Annotated in this window: 16 protein-coding genes; 7 read left to right on the plus strand and 9 right to left on the minus strand. The window is 69.5% G+C overall.

Going from position 1 to position 15,787, the window contains the following annotated elements:
• Position 1 precedes the first annotated feature (1 nt).
• From MF406_RS18365 to MF406_RS18395, 7 genes are all read left to right on the plus strand, one after another.
• On the plus strand, positions 2–988 hold the full coding sequence (locus MF406_RS18365; protein WP_242898010.1) for an ABC transporter ATP-binding protein: 987 nt from the start codon (positions 2–4) through the stop codon (positions 986–988).
• The gene (locus tag MF406_RS18370; RefSeq protein ID WP_242898011.1) at positions 985–1,971 is read left to right on the plus strand and encodes an ABC transporter ATP-binding protein; all 987 of its coding nucleotides are present in this window, start codon (positions 985–987) and stop codon (positions 1,969–1,971) included. The genes MF406_RS18365 and MF406_RS18370 overlap by 4 nt, the downstream gene beginning before the upstream one ends.
• Positions 1,972–1,985: 14 nt before the next feature.
• Entirely contained in the window at positions 1,986–2,912 is a 927-nt protein-coding gene (locus MF406_RS18375) for an ABC transporter permease (protein ID WP_242898012.1), read from the plus strand.
• Entirely contained in the window at positions 2,912–3,757 is an 846-nt protein-coding gene (locus MF406_RS18380; RefSeq protein WP_242898013.1) for an ABC transporter permease, read from the plus strand. The genes MF406_RS18375 and MF406_RS18380 overlap by 1 nt, the downstream gene beginning before the upstream one ends.
• A gap of 87 nt (positions 3,758–3,844) precedes the next feature.
• Entirely contained in the window at positions 3,845–5,461 is a 1,617-nt protein-coding gene (locus MF406_RS18385) for an AMP-binding protein (RefSeq protein ID WP_242898014.1), read from the plus strand.
• Positions 5,458–6,603 (plus strand): acyl-CoA dehydrogenase family protein, encoded by a 1,146-nt coding sequence (locus tag MF406_RS18390; protein WP_242898015.1) that lies wholly within the window; start codon positions 5,458–5,460, stop codon positions 6,601–6,603. The genes MF406_RS18385 and MF406_RS18390 overlap by 4 nt, the downstream gene beginning before the upstream one ends.
• Positions 6,604–6,614: 11 nt before the next feature.
• Complete coding sequence (locus tag MF406_RS18395) at positions 6,615–7,403, plus strand: alpha/beta fold hydrolase (RefSeq protein ID WP_242898016.1); 789 nt, start codon at positions 6,615–6,617, stop codon at positions 7,401–7,403.
• 220 nt (positions 7,404–7,623) lie between these two features.
• On the opposite strand, the gene MF406_RS18400 is transcribed toward MF406_RS18395, so the two are convergent.
• From MF406_RS18400 to MF406_RS18440, 9 genes are all read right to left on the minus strand, one after another.
• Complete coding sequence (locus MF406_RS18400; RefSeq protein ID WP_242898017.1) at positions 7,624–8,112, minus strand: MarR family winged helix-turn-helix transcriptional regulator; 489 nt, start codon at positions 8,110–8,112, stop codon at positions 7,624–7,626.
• A gap of 9 nt (positions 8,113–8,121) precedes the next feature.
• Positions 8,122–8,376: a hypothetical protein gene (locus tag MF406_RS18405; RefSeq protein WP_242898018.1), complete on the minus strand. Its 255-nt coding sequence runs from the start codon at positions 8,374–8,376 to the stop codon at positions 8,122–8,124.
• A 13-nt stretch (positions 8,377–8,389) separates the two neighbouring features.
• Complete coding sequence (locus MF406_RS18410; protein WP_242898019.1) at positions 8,390–8,911, minus strand: hypothetical protein; 522 nt, start codon at positions 8,909–8,911, stop codon at positions 8,390–8,392.
• Positions 8,908–11,373 carry a molybdopterin oxidoreductase family protein gene (locus tag MF406_RS18415; protein WP_242898020.1) on the minus strand — a complete coding sequence of 822 codons (2,466 nt, stop codon included), beginning with the start codon at positions 11,371–11,373 and terminating at the stop codon, positions 8,908–8,910. The genes MF406_RS18410 and MF406_RS18415 overlap by 4 nt, the downstream gene beginning before the upstream one ends.
• Positions 11,374–11,473: 100 nt before the next feature.
• Positions 11,474–11,875: a four-helix bundle copper-binding protein gene (locus tag MF406_RS18420; RefSeq protein ID WP_242898021.1), complete on the minus strand. Its 402-nt coding sequence runs from the start codon at positions 11,873–11,875 to the stop codon at positions 11,474–11,476.
• A gap of 116 nt (positions 11,876–11,991) precedes the next feature.
• Positions 11,992–12,684: a haloacid dehalogenase type II gene (locus tag MF406_RS18425; RefSeq protein ID WP_242898022.1), complete on the minus strand. Its 693-nt coding sequence runs from the start codon at positions 12,682–12,684 to the stop codon at positions 11,992–11,994.
• Positions 12,685–12,792: 108 nt separating this feature from the next.
• On the minus strand, positions 12,793–14,199 hold the full coding sequence (locus MF406_RS18430) for a GH1 family beta-glucosidase (RefSeq protein ID WP_242898023.1): 1,407 nt from the start codon (positions 14,197–14,199) through the stop codon (positions 12,793–12,795).
• A 40-nt stretch (positions 14,200–14,239) separates the two neighbouring features.
• Positions 14,240–15,547, minus strand: a complete 1,308-nt coding sequence (locus tag MF406_RS18435; protein WP_371744686.1) for a threonine/serine exporter ThrE family protein — start codon at positions 15,545–15,547, stop codon at positions 14,240–14,242.
• Positions 15,544–15,787 (minus strand): fibronectin type III-like domain-contianing protein (locus MF406_RS18440; protein ID WP_242898025.1); only part of this gene is annotated, 244 nt, incomplete at its 5' end. The genes MF406_RS18435 and MF406_RS18440, both read right to left, overlap by 4 nt.

Genomic DNA, 15,787 nt, shown 5'->3' on the forward strand with positions numbered 1-15,787 from the left:
CATGGACGGGGCCCTGCTGAGGGTGCACGAGCTCGACATCTTCTTCGACCAGGGCGCGCACACGGTCCAAGCGCTCCATGGTGCCTCCTTCTCGATCGCAGCCGGCGAGATCGTCGGCCTGGTCGGCGAGAGCGGCAGCGGGAAGACGATCACCTCGCTGGCCTTGATGGGGCTCCTGGATCCGCGCGTGTCGCGGATCCAGGGGTCGGCCATGCTCGACGGCGAACCGCTGTGGGACTCACAGGGTCGGGTGAAGCCCCACAACGAAGTACCGATGGCCATGGTCTTCCAGGAGCCCATGACCGCACTGGACCCGGTGTTCACCATCGGTTACCAGCTGTCGGAAACGCTCCGCCACCGTCAGGGGTTGCGAGGCGCTCCTGCTCGGGCCAGAGCACTCGAGCTGTTGGACCAAGTGGGCATCCCCGACCCTCGGGTCCGGATGCGCTTCTATCCGCACGAGCTGTCCGGAGGCATGCGTCAACGTGTCGTCATCGCCCTCGCGCTGGCGTGTGCGCCGCGACTGCTCATCGCCGACGAACCGACGACAGCCGTCGACGTGACCATCCAGGCCCAGCTCCTCGAGCTCATCACGGGCCTGGCCGACGAGCACGACATGGGAGTTCTCTTCGTGACTCACGACCTCGGGGTCGTGGCGGAGACCTGTGACCGGATGATCACGATGTACGCCGGCAGGGTCGTCGAGTCCGGCCCGGTGCAGCAGGTGCTCGCTCGACCGGCCCACCCCTACACCTCGGGTCTCTTGTCAGCCCTGCCCTCGACCAACCGGCGTCAGGACCGGCTCATCACGATTCCGGGCCGGGTCCCACCGCCCGGACGGGAGGTACCGGGGTGTGTCTTCGCCGAGCGCTGCGCGTTCGCGGCGGAGGTGTGCCGCACGCCCCCGGCGCTGTTGCCCGTCGGGGAGAGGCGTCAGGCGCGATGTGTGCGGACTGCTGAGCTGCACCTGGAAGGAGCGTTCGGATGAGCGCACTGATGGGATTCGACCACGTCTCCGTGACGTTCCCGGCCGGCCGCAGGCAACGCGTATCAGCAGTCGACGACGTCACGCTCGACGTCCTGACCGGCGAGACTCTCGGGCTCATCGGCGAGAGCGGATCGGGCAAGACCACCCTGGCCCGCGCAATGCTCGGCCTCGTACCGATCAGTGCCGGCACCGTCTCCTGGCAGGGACGATCGATCGCCGGGTTCGACCGCGCGGGCCGCCGCGAGTTCACCCGATCCGTCCAGATGGTCTTCCAGGACCCCCACAGCGCGCTCGATCCGCGGCGCACCATCCTGCAGAGCGTGCGGGAGCCGCTGGACGTCATGCGCCGCGGTGAACGGCGCGAGCGCGACGCACAGGCCATGGCCGCGCTCGACGACGTGGGCCTCTCGAGCCAGCTGGCCGAGAGGTATCCGCACCAGCTGAGCGGGGGTCAGAAGCAACGGGCCAACATCGCGCGCGCCCTCGTGACGCGGCCTCGGCTCCTCGTGTGCGACGAGTCCGTCGCAGCACTGGACGTCGCGCTACAAGCCGAGATCCTGAACCTCCTGAAGGACCTGAAGGCCGAGCACCGCCTCACCGTCGTGTTCATCAGCCACGATCTGGGCGTGGTTGGGCACCTCGCCGACCGGATCGCGGTGATGTACCTGGGTCGCCTCGCCGAGGTCGCTCCGACCGACGAGCTCTTCACGCGTCCCAAGCACCCCTACTCGGAGGCCTTGCTGTCGGCCCAACCGGACGTCCGCGGTGGGTCACGGACCCGCCGTATCATCCTGGAGGGCGACATCCCCAGTCCCCTGCGGCCGCCGTCCGGATGTCGCTTCCACACCCGGTGCGGCCACAGGGCGCCATCCTGTAGTGAGAATCTGCCGGAGCTCAGGCCCGCTGGAGGTGACCGTGCGTCAGCTTGCCTGCGGATCGACGAGCTCTATCCCGGCGACGAGCGGTCGGCGGTGATCCGATGAGGACGCTCCGGGCCGTGGGTGCGCGCCTGGCGTGGACGGCTCCCACCGTAATCGTCGCGACCCTCATCGCCTTCCTGCTCCAGCACCTCATCCCCGGCGATCCGGCCGTCGCGATCGCGGGCGAGTACGCCAGCGACGAGAAGTTGGCGAGCATCCGTGCGGACCTCGGGCTCGACAGATCGGTGGCAGCGCAGTACCTGGACTGGGTGGCCGGCGTCGTCACGGGCGACCTCGGAACGTCCTACCGGACCGGCCAGCCTGTGGCCGAGCTCGTGCGCGACCGTCTGCCGGTCACCCTGATCCTGACGATCCTGGCGCTGCTCATCGCCGTCATCGTCGGTGTCCCCACCGGTGTCGGCGCGGCTCAGCGCCCCGGCGGGCGACTCGACCGGCTCCTCACGACTGCTGCGACTGCTGGTATCGCAATCCCGAACTTCTGGCTGGGCATGATGCTGATCGTCCTGTTCGCGGTACAGCTCGGGTGGTTTCCCGGGCCGGGCGGCGTGGACCTCGGTGAGGACCCGCTCGGCGCGTTGCACGCACTCGTCCTCCCGGCCGTCGCGCTCGGCCTGGTCGGCGCTGCGGAGATCTGCCGACAGGTGCGGTCGGCGATGATCGAGAACCTGTCCGCGGACTACGTCAGGACCCATCGCGCGATGGGTCTGCCCCACAAGTCGATCGTGTGGCGCCACGCCCTCAAGAACTCGAGCCTGCCGGTAGCCACCATCACGGGCATCCAGGTCTCACATCTCGTGGGCGGCGCTGTCGTGGTGGAGGCGGTCTTCGGAATCTCAGGCCTCGGCTCCCTGGTCGTCGAGGCGACCAACCAGCGGGACTACGTGGTGATCCAGGCGGTCGTGCTCCTCACCGCACTGATCGTGCTCGCGACCAACCTGATCGTCGACATCTCCTACCGTCTGCTGGATCCGAGGATCACCTGATGTCCGTCACCTTGAGTCGTGCGGTCCGCACCACCCCGCGGCGTCCCGCAGTCGTCTGGTTCAGCTACGCCGTCCTCGCGGTCGTCGCGCTCGTCGTCCTGCTCGCCGACCTGCTGGCTCCGCACGCGCCGAACGAGCAGAACCTCACGGCGATCCTCCAGTCGCCGAGCTGGCAGCATCCACTCGGCACCGACGACCTCGGCCGGGACGTCCTGAGCCGGATGATCCACGGCACACGGGTGTCGATCCTCGCTGCCGCCTGGGCGGTCGGCATCGCCGTCGTCGTCGGCTTCCCGCTGGGGGTCCTGACCGGATATGTCCGCGGACTCACCGACACTGCCGTGATGCGGGTGCTGGACGCACTGATGGCGTTCCCGGCGCTCGTTCTCGCCATCGGCATCACGGCCATGCTCGGGCCGGACATCATGACTGCCATGACAGCGGTGGGCGTGGTGCTCACACCGGTGATCGTGCGATTGGCACGCGCTCAGACGATGGCCATCACGCAGCAGACCTACATCGAGGCGGCCCGGTCGTTCGGCGCCCGGGGAGCACGACGGATGATCATCCCCCACGTCGTGCCCAACGTCGCGCAGCCGATCGTCGCCCAGGTCGCCGTGCTCGCCGGGTTCGCACTCATCGCGGAGGCGAGCCTGAGCTTCGTCCAGCTCGGCGTCCAACCCCCGACTGCGTCCTGGGGCACGGTGCTCGCTCGCTCCTACACGTTCCTCGAGCTCGCTCCGTGGAGCACCGTCGTCCCAGGCGCCGCGATCGCCGTGACCGTCTTCTCGCTCAATATCCTCGGCGAGGAGATCCAGCGGATGCTCGACCCCCGACGCCGATAGCGATTCCCTGCCGACAATCTGTCCCAGGACGCTGGCCACGTCGTCGTCACGCGCGCAAGCAATCCCATCGAGAGGAATGGAACCCCGATGCCAACTCGTCGACCCGCAGCGGATCACGTCGTCCTGCCGCACGTCCTGCGGCGCCGCGCCGCCGAGCACCCAGATCGAGTCTTCGTCGTCTTCGAGGACGGCAGCCGCTGGACCTACTCCGAGACGCTCAGGCAGGCCGAGTCCGCGGCCGTCGGCCTCGCGGACCTGGGAGTGGGTCCCGGTGATCACGTGGTGTCGTGGCTCCCGACCGGGCCGGACGCCCTCCGCGTGTGGTTCGGCACGAACCTCGCCGGCGCCGTGCTCGTACCGCTCAACAGCGCCTATCGCGGCGGTCTGCTGGAACACTCGCTGGCGTTGTCCACCGCAGCGGTGGCGGTGGTGCACGCCGACCTCGCGCCCCGCCTCAACGAGGTCGACCGTGCCCGGCTGACCGACGTGGTCGTGATCGGCACCGGTGACGTCAGCGTCGACGGCGTGCGCCAGCACCCCGAGCACGTACTGAAGCAGCGACCGGTGGAGGCGCTGCCCACCGTCCCGGTGCATCCCTGGGATCCGTACGCGGTCGTGCTGACATCTGGAACCACCGGACCGTCGAAGGGCGTGATCTGCTCGTACGCACAGCTCACGGCCTGCGCCACTGCTGCCTTCGAGGGGAACTTCGGCGCGGACGACCGCTACCTCGTCACCCTGCCCCTCTTCCATGCGGGTGGGACCATCGGTGTCAACGCCGCGCTCGTGCTGGGCGGCAGCATCGTGCTGACGTCGGGATTCAGAACGGCCGACTTCTGGGACCTGGTGCGCTCCACGAAGCCGACCCACGTCACGCTTCTCGGAGTTATGGCCACCTTCCTCTCCAAGCAGGTGCCGTCGCCTCTCGACCGAGACCACTCGCTGCGTCGGGTCTTCATGATCCCGATGTCGGACGCCCTCGCGTTCTCCGACCGGTTCGGTGTCGAAGTGGTCGCCATGTACAACATGACGGAGGTATCCATCCCGATCGTCTCCGGGCCGAATCCTCTCGTCGACGGCACGTCAGGGCGCGTGCGTCCGGGCATCGAGGCTCGTCTGGTCGACGACCACGACTACGACGTGCCCGACGGCGAGGTGGGTGAGCTCGTGTTGCGCTCCGCCGAGCCGTGGACGATCACCTCCGGCTACCTCGGACGTCCCGACGCCACTGCGGCTGCCTGGCGGAACGGCTGGTTCCACACCGGCGATGCCTTCCGGCGGGCCGGCGGCGAGTACTTCTTCGTCGACCGGATGGGTGACACCATCCGTCGGCGGGGCGAGAACATCTCCTCCTACGAGGTCGAGCTCGAGCTCATCGCCCACCCCAGCGTCGCTGAGGTCGCGGTCGTGGCGACTCCTAGCCCCGAGGGCGAGGACGAGGTGCTCGCGATCGTGGCCCCCGCTCCGGGCCACACGATCGATGTCGGCGAGCTCATCGAGTTCGTCCGGCCCCGCATGGCGCACTTCATGGTGCCCAGATACGTCCGAGTGCTCGACGAGCTCCCGAAGACGCCGACCAGCAAGATCCAGAAGACCGTCTTGCGAACAGCAGGGATCACCTCGGACACGGTGGATCGCGAGGCCCTCGGGATCGTCGTCAAGCGCGAGCGGATCGGTGCGCCGTCGCCGAGGCCCAACCCGTGAAGCGGGACGTGTACGACGCGGACCACGAAGCGTTCCGCGGCTCGGTCCGGGCGTTCCTCGAACGGTCGGTGATCCCTCACGTCGACAACTACGCCGAGCAGCGCGCACTGCCGCGTGACTTCTGGCTGGAGGCAGGCGCCAACGGCTTCCTCGGGCTCGAGATCGCGGAGGAGTACGGCGGGCTGGGCGCCCGGGACTACAGGTTCAACGCGGTCATGACCGAGGAGCTCAGCAAGGTCAACGCTGCGCTCGCATCGTGCTGGGGAATTCACGCGGACGTCACAGTGCCCTACATCGCAGACCTCGGGACGATCGAGCAGAGGCAGCGCTGGCTGCCGAAGGCGGCCTCGGGAGAGATCCTGCTCGCGATCGGCATGACGGAGCCTTCTGGCGGCTCAGATCTCGCTGCCTTGAAGACCACCGCGGTCCGCGACGGCCGCGAGTGGGTCATCAACGGATCGAAGACCTTCATCACCAACGGATCGTCTGCCGACCTGGTCCTGACCGCTGTCCGCACGAGCCCGCAGAAGAAGGCCCGCGGCATCACCCTGTTCGCCATCCCGACCGACGTCCCCGGCTTCCAGCGGGGGCGCAAGCTCGACAAGGTGGGGCAGGACGAGTCCGACACCGCCGAGCTCTTCTTCGAGGACGTTCGCCTTGGAGACGACCACGTCATCGGGGAGGTGGACAGCGGGTTCGTCTACATGATGGAGAGGCTCCCGCAAGAGCGCCTCGTCTGCGCGATCGCGAACGTCGCGCACGCCAAGCAGATCCTCGAGGAGACGCTGGACTACGCCAGGAGCCGGATGGCGTTCGGGCAGCCGATCGGTCGGTTCCAGCACTCGAAGTTCCTTCTCGCCGAGCTGGTCACGAAGATCGAGGTGACCGAGGCCTTCGTCGACCGGTGCGTCGTGGCGCACAGCGAAGGTCGACTGACTGCAGTCGACGCGGCCAAGGCGAAGTCGTGGACCAGCGAGGTCCAGAACGCCGTGCTCGACCACTGCGTGCAGCTCCACGGCGGCTACGGATTCATGAACGAGTACCGCGTGGCCCGTGCCTGGCGAGACGCACGCGTCACGAAGATCTGGGCCGGCTCGAACGAGATCATGAAAGAGCTCATCGGGCGCGAGCTCGGGCTGTAGGGGGTGAGGACATGAGCGAGCTGCGCGTCGATGGCGGCGTGCTCCGCTACTGGGTGTGCGGTGACGGTCCGCCCGTCCTGCTGACACACGGTGCGGGTGCAGACCATCGGATGTTCACCGGTCAGGCAGCGGCGTTGGCCGCGGCCGGCTATCGAGCCATCACCTGGGACATGCGAGGTCACGGCCTGTCACGACCGAGCGCGACCGAGTTCACCGCTGCCCGAGCTGTCGCCGACATGTCGGCACTGCTGAAGCACGTCGATGCCGAGCGTCCGGTGCTGGTCGGGCAGTCGCTCGGTGGGAACCTTGCTCAGACGTTCACGAAGCTTCACCCCGACAGCGTCCGCGCCCTCGTGATCATCGGGTCCGCCTGGAACGCTGGCCCGCTGACGTCGACGGATCGACGCCTGCTCGCCCTCGCTTCTGTCGTCTTCCGGACGATCCCTTTTCGGGCTATGCGGGTGCTGATGGTTCGTTCCTCCGCGACGGCGGCTGCGGCTCGGGAGGACCTCGAGCGCGCGTTCGGCAGCCTCAGCAAGCGCGAGTTCGTCGCAGCATGGGCGGCCGCAGTCGAATCGCTCAGCCCCGATCCGGAGTACCGCACCCCCGTGCCCCTGTGCCTGATCCGCGGCGATCAGGACCGCACCGGGAACATCGCCACGTCCATGCCTAAATGGGCGGTGCACGAAGCGGTCGAGGAGCACGTCATCGCCAACGCGGGCCATGTCGCGAACCAGGACGACTCCAGCGCGGTCAACGCCGTGATCCTCCGGTTCCTCGAGCAGTTGCAAGCCCTCTGATGGGCAGGTATCCCGACTCAGGATCTTCACACCTGACGGCGGGAACGGCGAACCCGAGATCCGGTTGATGAACGACCGTTCGCCCGCTCCTAGCGGAGGCTCGACCTGCAGGTAGCCGATGAAGTCCGTTTGACAGCCCGTGGACCCGTACGGTGCGTCTGCTCGCACCGTCGATCAATGGCCGGCGGCGCCGCTGTGGACAAGTCCAGGCTCACTCGGGTCAGAGCAGCCAGGGAATGAGGCGGCCGTCCGGCAGGCCGATCGACTCCTCGGGGGGCATGGCCGCGACGGTCGCGGTGAAGGCCGCCAGGCCTTCGGCGAGCATCTGTTGGTCCTCCGGGTCCATCCGCACGACCACGCCGTCGATCAGACGCCGGCGGGCCGTCATGATGCCGGCGAGGAGCCGGCCTCCTTCGTCGGTCAGCCGGAGTACGGCGCTGCGCCGGTCGTCCGGGTCCGGCTGGCGGGAGATCCGTCCGGCGGCGACGAGCTGGTCGCAGGTCCGGCTGGCGTTCGAGGCGTTGACGTGGAGGTGTTGGGCGATGGTGGTCAGGTTCATCGGTCCGCGGGAGTTCAGCAGCACCAGGACACGCAGCTGCGGGACGGTGAGCTCGTCGGCGACCTCGCTGAGTGTCCGGGCCACGATCGCGGTCATCGTGGGCGACACCGCCATCATCGCCTCGGTCGCCTGGGCTTGCCGGGTCTCCATCTCGCTGGCTCAGAGCTGCCGGCGAACGCCGGGCTCGGTGCCGATCCGGCGGACCTGGTCAGCGAGCTGTCCGTCGATCTCGGCGATCCCGGTGAGCGCGAACCGTGCCCTCTGCGGGATCCACGACAGCTGGACCGAGGCGAACGCGATCGTGGCGACGGCGAGGGCCAGGAACCCGAGCGGGAGTGGGCTTGCGAGGGGTCTGAGCACCACTCGGGTGGCGCCGGCAGCCGAGGTCGGGTCGTCCGACGGGTTTGCGGTCATCGCGAACGTCTTCTCAGCCGGTGACCATGATCTGGGCCGCGGTCTCCTTGACCTTGGCGTTCGCCCAGCGCATCTGGCGCAGGGTCTGCGGGTGGCACTCCTGGGCGGTCGCGAGCAGCTCGGTGTCCTTCATCGCTTGTGCGGTCTGGGCGAGCACCTCCCAGTCCAGCGAGACGCCGGCCGCCGTCCGGTGGATGTGGCGAAGATCTGCCAGGAGCAGCAACGTCGGCTCGTGGAACCGGCCGGCGAGCTCGGCACCCTTCTGCTTCACCCGGGCGAGCAGGGTCGCCTCGTCCTCCGGGGCGGGGTCGAGGTCGAGCCCGTAGTCGCGGCCGACCGCGGCGAGGCGGCGGACGTGCAGCTGGGACCACGTGGCGATGTCGCGGGCGACGTAGAAGATCTCGTGATCGACCTTCTGCTGGTCCGAGAGGTTCAGCAGGGCACCGGCGAGGTCGTTCTCGGAGCGGTGCAGCTCCTCGATCGCGGCGCCGACCTTGTTGCCGTGCAGGCTGCGCAACGTCTGGGTGATGTTCATCGGGTCTCCCCTGCGGGCTGGACCTGTTCGCTGACCAGAGCCGTGGCGTCCCCGCGGGTTGGCGGCCCTGAGGTCGACGCCGGTCGCGAGCCGGTGGTGGTGGGCGCCGGGGCCGGGGTGCCGTCGGAGGTGGCGACGCGGGTGGCGTTCGCGGCGGCGGTCTTGAAGATGGGCTGCTTGGACGCGGGGTCCCAGTCGGTCAGGGTCAGCTCGTTGGCGGCGCGGCCCTGACCGTCGGGCTCGTGGCCGGCGGCGGTGTCCCAGTAGCCGTAGTGGAAGGGCAGGAACAGCACGCCACGCCGGATGCCGCTGATCCGCAGGCGTGCGGTGACCTCGCCGCGAGGGGTGGTGACGTGGAGGAGGTCGCCCTCCTCCCAGCCCTGCTCCTGCGCGTCGTCGACCGACGCCTCGACCCACACCTCGGGGGCGGCCGCCTGCAGCTGCGGTGCGCGGCCGGTCTTGGTGCGGGTGTGGAAGTGGTAGAGCGTGCGGCCGGTGACCAGCTGGAACGGGTGGTCCTCCGAGGGCAGCTCGTGCGGTGGGAGGTACTCACCTGCCTTGATCACCGCCTTGCCCTGGGGGTTGAGCGCCTTGTACTCCGTCGGCTCGACCGGTGCGCCGGTGACCAGGTCCCGCCCGTAGCTCTCGCAGTAGTCGGGGTGGGCCCAGAACTCCCCGTCGACGTAGATCCGTTCGGCGCCGTCGGGGTGCTCCTCGTTGCAGGGCCACTGGATGCCGCTGCCGCCGCGGAGCTTGTCGTAGCTGATCCCGGTGTAGTCGCACGGCCGCCCCCGGGTGCACTCCTTCCACGCCTCGAACGCCTCCTCCGGGGTCGCCCACTTCACCAGCGGTGCGCCGTCCTTGTCCTCCAGCCCGAGCCGGTGGGCGTAGTCGATGAGGATGTCGAGGTCCGGGCGGGCCTCCCCCGGCGGGTCGACCGCCTTCTCCGACAGGTGGACCGTGCGGTCGACGTTGGTGAACGTGCCGGTCTTCTCGCCCCACGTCGCCGCCGGGAGCACGACGTCGGCCAGCTGTGCGGTCTCGGTGAGGAACAGGTCCTGGACCACCAGGAACAACCGCTCCTGGGACAGGAGGGCGCGCATCCGTCGCAGCTCCGGCATGGAGACCGCGGGATTCGTCGCGGTCACGTAGAGGAACCGGATCGAGCCGTCCTCGACGTACCGCATGATCTGCATGGCGTGCGTGGGTGCGGTGTAGTGCGGGATCTGCATCGGGTCGATGTTCCACACCCGGGCGAGGTCCTTGATGTGGGCATCGTTGGACCAGTTGCGGAACGCCGGCAGGTCGCCGTCGGCGCCGCACTCGCGGGTGTTCTGCGCGGTGGGCTGGCCGTTCATCTGCAGGATCCCGCAGCCGGGCTTGCCCAGCATGCCGCGCACGATGTGGATGTTGTTGACCTGCACCGCCGCTGCCGTGGCCTGGTGGGACTGGTAGAAGCCCTGCAGCACCGTCGACATCAGGCGTTCGGCCGTCCCGATCAGGCGTGCCGCCTCCCGCAGGTCCGCGGCGGACACTCCGCAGACCTCCGCCGCGCGCTCGACGGTGTACTCCGTCAGCATCTTCTCGAGCTCGGCGAACCCCACGGCATGCGCCTCGACGTAGTCGTGGTCGACCCAGTCGCGCTCGAGCAGCTCGTGCAGGATCGCGTTCATGAGCATCACGTTGGTGCCGGGCCGAGGCGCCAGGTGCACGGTGGCGTGGTCGGCCACCGGGGTCTGCCGGGGGTCGACGCAGATGATCGCCGGCGGGTCGGGTCCGGCGAGCCGGTCCAGGACCCGGGACCACAGCACCGTCTGGGTCTCGGCCATGTTGTGGCCGTAGAGGCAGATGACCTCGGCGTGGTCGATGTCGGTGTAGGAGCCGGGCTGCCCGTCGCTGCCGAACGACTCCTTGAGCGCCGCTGCGGCGGTGGCGGTGCACAGCCGGGTGTTGCCGTCGACGTGGTTGGTGCCGATCCCGCCGTGGGCGATCAGGCCGAGGGTGTAGTACTCCTCCAGGAACAGCTGTCCGGTGGTGTAGAAGCCGATCGAGGACGGCCCCCGCTCCTCCAGCAGCTCCTTGGTGCGGGAGGCGACGGCGTCCATGGCGGTCTCCCAGTCGGTCTCGACCAGCGCCCCGTCGCGCCGGATCAGCGGCCGCGTCAACCGGTCCTCAGAGCTGTTGGCCTGCCAGCCGTAGAGGTCCTTCGGCCCGAGCCGCCCGTGGTTCACCCTGTCCACCGCGCGGCCGCGGACACCGACGATCCGGCCGTCCTTCACCGCGATGTCCATCGCGTCGCCGGTGGAGTGCAGGATCGAGGCCGACTGCACCCAGCGGTCGACGTCGGCGGGCAAGAGCCCTTCCGCGAGATGGCTGTCGACTCGCGCCGGCCACGTCTCCCCTGGCCCGTACGGGGTCCGGGTGCCCCACGGCTCGGCGATCCGGTCGACCTGTTGCGCCATCGTCCTCACCCTCGCTCGTCGTAGCAGGTCGGAGTACCCGCCCGACGTACATCCATGCGGTCGCGCAAACAAGTCCGCGGCGACGGGTCCACGCCCAGCGTCACAGGGTGGCGCTCAGGGAACGGCACGCCTCCTCGCACCGGCGGCATGCCTCGGCGCAGATCCGACAGTGGTCGTGCATCTCCGCGTGCTGCTCGCACTCGTCACCGCACGCCTTGCACACGATCGCGCAGGCCTCGAGGAACGCCCTGGTCACCTCGGCGTCGTAGCCGGTGTGTCGCGACAAGGCGTTGCCGGTCGCGACGCAGATGTCCGCGCAGTCGAGGTCGGTCCGGATGCACGTGGTCAGCTCGGCGACCATGTCCTCGCCGAGGCAGGCATCAGCGCAGGCCGTGCAGACCTGGGCGCACTCGAAGCAGGCGGCGATGCACTCCGCCAGCTTGTCCTTGTCGATGTCGCCGAGGTCGCTCGGGTACGCCTCGAGCATCTTCACGTGTGCCATGTGTCCTCCAACCCGACGCGCGGGGCCGCCGGTGGGCAGGCCTGGTGCCGACGTCGTGCTCATCCCGTAACCCCGATCGGTTCCAGCACACGGGTGTCGACGGTCTGCTGAGGTCGTCAGCGCAGGTGATCGGCGAGCTCGCTGAGGGAGGTCACCCGAACCTCGGGGGCCGTGAAGTGGGCCGGGTAGCGGCTGTCAGCCCGGTCGAGCCAGGCGGTACGGAGGCCGGCGCGTGCCGCCCCGTCGATGTCCCAAGGGTGCACGGCGACGAGCATCGCCTCGCCCGGCGCAACGGCGCACTGCTCGACGGCGTACGTGTACGCCGACCGGGCCGGCTTCCAGGCCCGGGACTCCTCCGCCGACAACAGGCGTTCGAAACGGCCCAGGATGCCGGCTCGCTCGAGCAGGCCCGCGGCGACCGAGGTCGCTCCGTTCGACATCGTGACCAGCCGGACGCCCAGCTCGGTGAGATCCCGGACGCCGTCGGGAACATCGGCGTGCACCGGGAGCTGGCCGAAACCGGCCATGATGTGTCGAACAGCCTCCTCGAGACCTCGGTCGAGGGAGGGCTCGTCGAGCGTGGTTCGCAGGATCTCGGCACCGATCTCTGCGAACGAGGCGCTCGATCCCGCCGCGGTCAACGCGAAGCCGTCCCTGAGCAGCTCGGCGAACCACCGCTGTGCCTGATGTGCTGGGGCGCCGACGTCCTCGAACAGGGCCGCCACCGGCGCCATGTCCGAGAGCGTCTGGTTGACGTCGAAGACGAGGACCTCGGGCCTTGCCACCCCGCGTGCGTTCGAGCTCGCCACCCGATCCAGGGTAGTCCGGATGGGAGGGGCCGGGACTCCACGACGCTGCTGACACGGCCCCGCACGACCCCTGGCGACCGTCCTTCTCGACAGCCGGACGGCCGCCGGTCACACGACCCGGTTGGCCCTCGCCGCCGCGCGGAACCACTCGGCGCTGAGCTTCGGCGTCCGCTCCAGGGTGTCGAAGTCGACGTGGACCAACCCGAACCGGGTGCCGTAGCCGTCGCCCCACTCGAAGTTGTCCTGGGCGGACCAGTGGAAGTAGCCGTGCACGGGGACGCCCTCCGCAGTGGCCCGCTGGAGCTGGGCGAGGCAGGCGCGCAGGAACATGACCCGGTCGGAGTCGTAGACCCGGCCGTCGTCGGCCACGGCGTCGGAGGCCGCAGAGCCGTTCTCGGTGATGAAGATCGACTCGGCGCCCCAGATCGACCGCATGTGTCGCGGCGCCCAGTACATGACCTCGGGGTCGAGGACGTGCCAGCTCGCCCCCATCTTGGGGTGGGACGCGTTGACCGGGATGTCGCGGTAGCCGGGCGGCTCGTCCGAGGGTTCGAGGTACCAGCCGGGCTTGTAGACGTTGATGCCGACGAAGTCCAGCGGTGAGGCGATGACCTGCAGCTCCTCGTCGGTGAAGGTCGGGGTCCGACCGCCGGCTGAGGCGAGGTACTCCTCGGTGTAGCGGCCCTCGAGCAGCACCGTCATGAACCCGGCGTTGCGGTCGCGCGTGGCGGTCTCTGCGGCCTTCACGTGCTCGGGGGTGTCCAGGACCGGGACGCCGACGCGGATGTTCTCCGCGAAGCCGACCTTGGTCCCTGCAGGACCTCGGGCCCGGATCGCCTGGACCGCGAGGCCGTGACCGAGCACGGCGTGGTGGCGCACCTGCTTGAGGTCCGCGTCCGAGAGCCTGAGCCCTGGAGCGGCACCGAGGTGGACGGTCCTCCCGCCACCGACCTGCACGTCGAGACCCTGGTAGCCACCTTCGACGAACGAGGCGAACTCGTTGATCGTGAAGTAGTGCTTCACCCTGTCGCCGAGCTGCTCCGCGACGTACCCGGCGTAGTCGGCGAACGCCTGGGCGGTCTCCTTGCGCTGCCAGCCGCCGTACCTGTCCTGGAGGGCCTGGGGCAGGTCCCAGTGGTACAGAGTGGCGAACGGCTCGATACCGGCGCCGAGCAGCTCGTCGACCAGTCGGTCGTAGAAGTCCAGGCCGGGCCGGTTCGGCTTCCCGCCCCCCTCGGGGAAGATCCGTGGCCACGCGACCGAGAACCGGTACGCGTTGGCGTTGAGATCCTTCATCAACGCGACGTCCTCGACGTAGCGGTGGTAGTGGTCGTTGGCGACGTCTGCGTTGTCGTCGTTCTTCACGTTGCCCGGCGTGTGCGCATACGTGTCCCAGATCGAAGGGCCCTTGCCGTCCTCGTCCCAGGCCCCTTCGACCTGGTAGGACGACGTCGCGACGCCCCACCTGAAACCGTCGGGAAAGGTGCGGCTGCTCGACGGTGCTGCTGCGTTCATCCTCGTTCTTCTCCGATCTTCTTCCGTGGGCCTACCTGCGTCACCGCCGCGAACGGGTGCGCCGGGGTGCGGTGTCCCTGCGGCGACGACGCCAGGTCTCGGTGAGGATGGAGCCGACGGCGACGCCGACTCCGATGCAGAAGGCGGTGCCGAGGGCTTGCCCGCGGAGGGCTTCGCGGGCGGACTCGGTCTCGGCGAGCAGCGGGATGAGGGTCGCGGGTGCCGGCAAGAGCGGGACGATGGCGGGGACGAGCCAGAGGGCGGCGGGCTTGGCGGAGCGTTGCGCCAGGGCCTGTCCGCCGGCTCCGATGACCAGGGCGGCGAGGAGGGTGCCGACCAGCGGGTCGACGTCGGTCGCGCCCTCTCCGATCCCGCGGGTGACGAGGACGGCGACGCACCCGAGGAGTGCCGCCGGGGCCAGCCCGGCGGCGGGTACGCCGAGCTGGCAGGCGTAGAACACCACGGCGACGGCACCGGCGCAGGCGAGGACCGGGACCGGGTACACCTCGGGGCCGGCGGCCGTGATGGTGAGGTGGACGTCGAGTGCCCGGCCGCCGGTGAGCACGAGGCCCGCGGAGATCGCGACCGCCGCGCCGAGGAGGACGACCTCGACGAGCCTGGTGGTCCCGGACGCGAGGGCGCCGTCGAGGAAGTCGCGCATGCCGGCCACGAGGACCGCCCCGGGGAGGAACCGGAGCAGGCTGCCGGTGAGCACGAGCCCACCCTGGATCGGCACGCCGACCTTCACGAGCAGGACGACCGCGATGGTCGTGGCCGACACCCCGACGGCGACGCGGAAGAAGGCGCTGAGCTCGCTGCGGTCGATGCGTTCGAGCGCGGGTTGGACGGCAAGACCGATGCCCAGGGTCGCGAGCGCGTCATACCAACGACCGCCGAACATGACCGTGACGGCCATGGACAGGAGGGCCGGAGCGGCGAAGCCCAGCCAGCGCGGGTACGGGTAGGGACTCGCAGCCGCCTCGACCAGTCGCTTCTCGGCCTCGGTGAGCGTGACCTCGCCCCGTGTGATCGCGTCGGTCAGCCCGGCAGCCGCCACGAGCCGGTGGTAGCCGGGCTCCCACCTCCGGACCACCTCGACCGCGGTGGTCGCCTCGGCGCTGTCCTCGGCGACGTAGGACACGGTGACGGACGTGTAGCTGACCACGACCGCCGCCGCCGGGGCGGCGTAGGCCTCCAGCACCCGACGGAGACGGGCCTCGACCTCGTGCGCCTGGGCTCCGCTGGCGACCATGAGGCGCCCGAGACGGAGGACCAGCCGCAGGATGCGGCGGCGGTCCTCCGCGCTGGGCTCGGGCGCCCCCGTGGCTCGCCGGTCCTTTCGGCTCAGCTGCCGAACAACGCGTCGGTCAGCGAGGTCTCAGCCACGAGCTCGAAGCTGTCGGCGGACCGACCGACCGCGACCTGGTACGTCCCGCCCGTGATGCGCCACTGCTCGGCAGTGCCGTCGAAGCGCGCGACGAACCGCGGATCGGCCGTCAGCGTCACTCGGCGCGACTCCCCGGGTTGCAGCTGCACCCGGGCGAAGCCGAGGAGACGTACCCGGTGACCGTCGGCCGCCCTCGTCAGG

The organism is Georgenia sp. TF02-10 (genome assembly GCF_022759505.1).
In the GTDB taxonomy this organism is placed as follows: domain Bacteria; phylum Actinomycetota; class Actinomycetes; order Actinomycetales; family Actinomycetaceae; genus TF02-10.

What these genes read in the sequence shown, in the direction of transcription:
- MF406_RS18415 (WP_242898020.1), bottom strand. Translation starts at nt 11,373, where the DNA reads ATGGCGCAACAGGTCGACCGGATCGCCGAGCCGTGGGGCACCCGGACC.
- MF406_RS18380 (WP_242898013.1), top strand. Translation starts at nt 2,912, where the DNA reads ATGTCCGTCACCTTGAGTCGTGCGGTCCGCACCACCCCGCGGCGTCCC.
- MF406_RS18430 (WP_242898023.1), bottom strand. Translation starts at nt 14,199, where the DNA reads ATGAACGCAGCAGCACCGTCGAGCAGCCGCACCTTTCCCGACGGTTTC.
- MF406_RS18385 (WP_242898014.1), top strand. Translation starts at nt 3,845, where the DNA reads ATGCCAACTCGTCGACCCGCAGCGGATCACGTCGTCCTGCCGCACGTC.
- MF406_RS18395 (WP_242898016.1), top strand. Translation starts at nt 6,615, where the DNA reads ATGAGCGAGCTGCGCGTCGATGGCGGCGTGCTCCGCTACTGGGTGTGC.
- MF406_RS18365 (WP_242898010.1), top strand. Translation starts at nt 2, where the DNA reads ATGGACGGGGCCCTGCTGAGGGTGCACGAGCTCGACATCTTCTTCGAC.
- MF406_RS18410 (WP_242898019.1), bottom strand. Translation starts at nt 8,911, where the DNA reads ATGAACATCACCCAGACGTTGCGCAGCCTGCACGGCAACAAGGTCGGC.
- MF406_RS18370 (WP_242898011.1), top strand. Translation starts at nt 985, where the DNA reads ATGAGCGCACTGATGGGATTCGACCACGTCTCCGTGACGTTCCCGGCC.
- MF406_RS18405 (WP_242898018.1), bottom strand. Translation starts at nt 8,376, where the DNA reads ATGACCGCAAACCCGTCGGACGACCCGACCTCGGCTGCCGGCGCCACC.
- MF406_RS18400 (WP_242898017.1), bottom strand. Translation starts at nt 8,112, where the DNA reads ATGGAGACCCGGCAAGCCCAGGCGACCGAGGCGATGATGGCGGTGTCG.
- MF406_RS18420 (WP_242898021.1), bottom strand. Translation starts at nt 11,875, where the DNA reads ATGGCACACGTGAAGATGCTCGAGGCGTACCCGAGCGACCTCGGCGAC.